At 65.4% G+C, this 2,942-nt stretch carries 3 protein-coding genes; all 3 read right to left on the reverse strand.

Annotated features, from left to right (window positions below):
- Nucleotides 1-763 (reverse strand): S-layer homology domain-containing protein (locus tag VGL40_07235; GenBank protein HEY3315059.1); only part of this gene is annotated, 763 nt, incomplete at its 3' end.
- A 186-nt stretch (nt 764-949) separates the two neighbouring features.
- Nucleotides 950-2,368, reverse strand: coding sequence for a S41 family peptidase (locus tag VGL40_07240; GenBank protein ID HEY3315060.1), 1,419 nt, complete (start codon nt 2,366-2,368; stop codon nt 950-952).
- A 148-nt stretch (nt 2,369-2,516) separates the two neighbouring features.
- On the reverse strand, nt 2,517-2,942 hold a 426-nt coding region (locus VGL40_07245), incomplete at its 5' end, for a hypothetical protein (GenBank protein ID HEY3315061.1).

A 2,942-nucleotide genomic window follows, 5' to 3' on the forward strand; every position in this document is an offset into this window, starting at 1 on the left:
TGCCGGACGGGTTGACCTTGCCGGAGGCCCGATCGAGCATGGCCGCCATTTCGGCCCTGGTCACCGGCTTATTCGGTTGGAAGGTGTTGTTGGCGCCGGTGACGATGCCCTTCTCGACGGCCAGGGCGACATAGCCGAGGAGCGATGGCGGGATGGCGGCGAGGTCGGTGAAGGTGAGGGTGGCGCCGGTGTGGGCCATGGCCTGCTCTTCAAGGCCGAGGGCCCTGATCAGCATGACCGTGACTTCGAGCCGGGTGGCCGGCTTCATGCCCTGCAGGGCTTGGCCGTGGCCGGTCTCGATGCCGCGCATGATCTCCTGGGCGACCATCAGGTCAACGTAGCCGCGGGCCCAGGAGGGCACTTCGTCGGCGTCCAAGAACGGGAGGGTCACCTGGAGGCTCTGGAGGGCCTCTTCCTCGAGGCCGAGCAAGCGGGTGATCATGATGGCGGCCTCAACCCGGGTGACCGGCTTGTTGGGCTGGAAGTGCTTCGCGTCGATACCCTTGATGAAGCCTTTCTCGAAGGCCTCCTCGATGATGTCGGCCGCCCACTCGGCCTCGTCCGAATCCTCGAAGTGGTGGCCCCAGGCTTTGCCGTGGTCACCATCGTGCTGATGGCCGTGGCCGCCGGTTTCCTCATTGTCGGCCGGACCCCACCGGGGGGAGGCGAGCGCTGGGGTGAGGCTCATGCCGACCAGCGTGATCGCTAGGACTAGGACAAGGCCCATCCGCAGGAGTCGCCTGGACAATCCCTTGGCTTTCATTACCCAAACCTCCTTAGCGTTTGACCGTTACGCTAACTAGGTTCGGCCGACTGGAAGCCTTTGTGAGGGTCAGGACGAGGGGGGTGGTCAAAGAAAGGCCCGCCGCCGGGGATTCCCAGGCAGCGGGCCTTGTAGGTTGACTCCGAAGAGGGGCTCACCGACCGTAGTAGCTGCTGACCCGCGGGTCTACTGGCCGATCTGGGTCGACAGTTCCTTGATGGCCGCCTTCAACTGGATGTCGTCGCTGGGGTCGCGGGTCTCGAACTGGACCTTCTTCCCCAGCTCATTGAGAAGGGACCCGGAAAAGCCTCCATTGACCGGCAATCCGATTGACTTCCGGAAAGACCGCACCGCTCGCTCGCTGGCCGCCCCGTAGGTGCCCTGTGGGTCGTCGACGACGTATCCCAGGAAGCGGAGAGCGTCCTGCAGGGCCGCCACATCCAGGCCGACGCTCCCGGACTTGAGGTCGCGCTTCCCGTCGAGATAGCCCAGGTAGTATGGGCTCTTCTCCGGCAGGGCCCGGTTCTCGGCCAGGATGTGCGGGGTGACCCCGACCGTATCAATGGCGTTCCCGGCCGGGCTGAGGAAGTGAGCGACGGTGATCCGCATGCCCGCTCCGTAGTACATGCCGATGACGTTCTGGACCGAACCTTTCCCATAGGTCCTGGTTCCGACCAGCGTCGCCACGCTGAAGTCCTTCAGGGCGCCGGCCAGGATCTCCGAGGCCGAGGCGCTGCCCTTATTGACCAGGACCACCAAAGGCTTACCCCAGGGCTTGGCGTCAAGGCTGGTCCTTGGCTTCTCCGTGGTGTTCCGCCCGACAATCTGGACCACCACCGCGTTAGGCGGCAGGAACCGTTCGGCCACGGAAATGGCCTGGTCCAAGGCACCGCCCGGGTTGTTCCTGAGGTCGAGGACCAGGCCCTTGGCGTTGGCCACCAGCGGGTCCTTGAGGGCGGCGTCAAGCTTGGCGGTGGCGTTTTCGTTGAACTCGGTCAAGCGAATGTAGGCCATCCCGTTCCCCAGGTCTTTGGATTCGACCGGATCGACGTTGATCACGGCCCTCGTGACTTCGAAGCGGATGAGCTCGGGGTTCATCCCCCGCAGGATGCCCAGTTGAACCTTGGTTCCGGGGGTGCCGCGAATCATCCCGGCCGCTTCGTCGGTGGAGATGCCGAGAATGGACTTGCCGTCGACCTCGACGATGGCGTCGCCGGGAAGGAGACCGGCCGCCTCCGCGGGAGTACCGCGGATGGGCGACAGCACGGTGATCCTCCCGTTGTCGGCGGTGATCGAAATGCCGATGCCGCCGAAGGAACCACCAACGTCCTGCATCAGGCCGTTGTAGGCTTCGGGGGGCAGGTACTCAGAGTAGGGGTCGTTCAGGGCCTGAAGGATGCCCCGGATGGCGCCGGCGAGGAGGGTCTCCCGGTCGACCTCCTTGTAGAATACGGACTGAATGTAATTCATCACGCCGTCAAGGAAGGGACCGTCCGAGGCGGGCCGATCTCCCGCGGCGGCCCGGCTGGGCGACAGAGCCACGGCCAGGCTGGCCAGGACCGCCACGATGATGAACAGGCTGATGACCCTTCGGATACGCTTCAACGTCCTCACCCACTCGAGCCTAAGGCGCCGGTAGGCCGGTATCGCCATGGCTAAGGTTTAGGGGGGGCCCGTTCAAGACGGACCCCCCGCAAGTCAATCCGTGAGCTGTCTTGCCGTCTTCGTCAGCCCGCCGTTCCCGTCCGGGGGATCAGGGAGAGCTGAGGTTCACCGTGATCCCGTCCGACAGCGGGCTGACCCCGATGCCGTTGATGACCACGACTCTGAATTCCTTGGAGCCGAGGGTGCCCAGGTCGGCTCGGTTGACGAAGCCGGTGAAGGTGGTGCCCCCCGGGGCGATGCTGCCGGCCGGCGTGGCGCCACCGGCCCAGGCGTAGAGGGTGCGCTCGACCCCATTCACGTAGCAGCGGACGGTCTGATTGGTGTTGCGGGCCGAGACGGTCACGGTGACTCTGGCCGCCGTCTCGCCGGCCCCGATGGTCCGGTCGACGCCCAGGTTATCGGTGACATCGATGACCGGCTGGGATGGCCAGGCGTCCGTGGCGATGGTCACCCCGACCCCGCCCGAGGAGAACGCGGCGCCTCTGACGATGAAGTTGGTCACGCCGCCCGAGGC

Source organism: Bacillota bacterium (genome assembly GCA_036504675.1).
In the GTDB taxonomy this organism is placed as follows: domain Bacteria; phylum Bacillota; class Sulfobacillia; order JAJYWN01; family JAJZPE01; genus DASXUT01.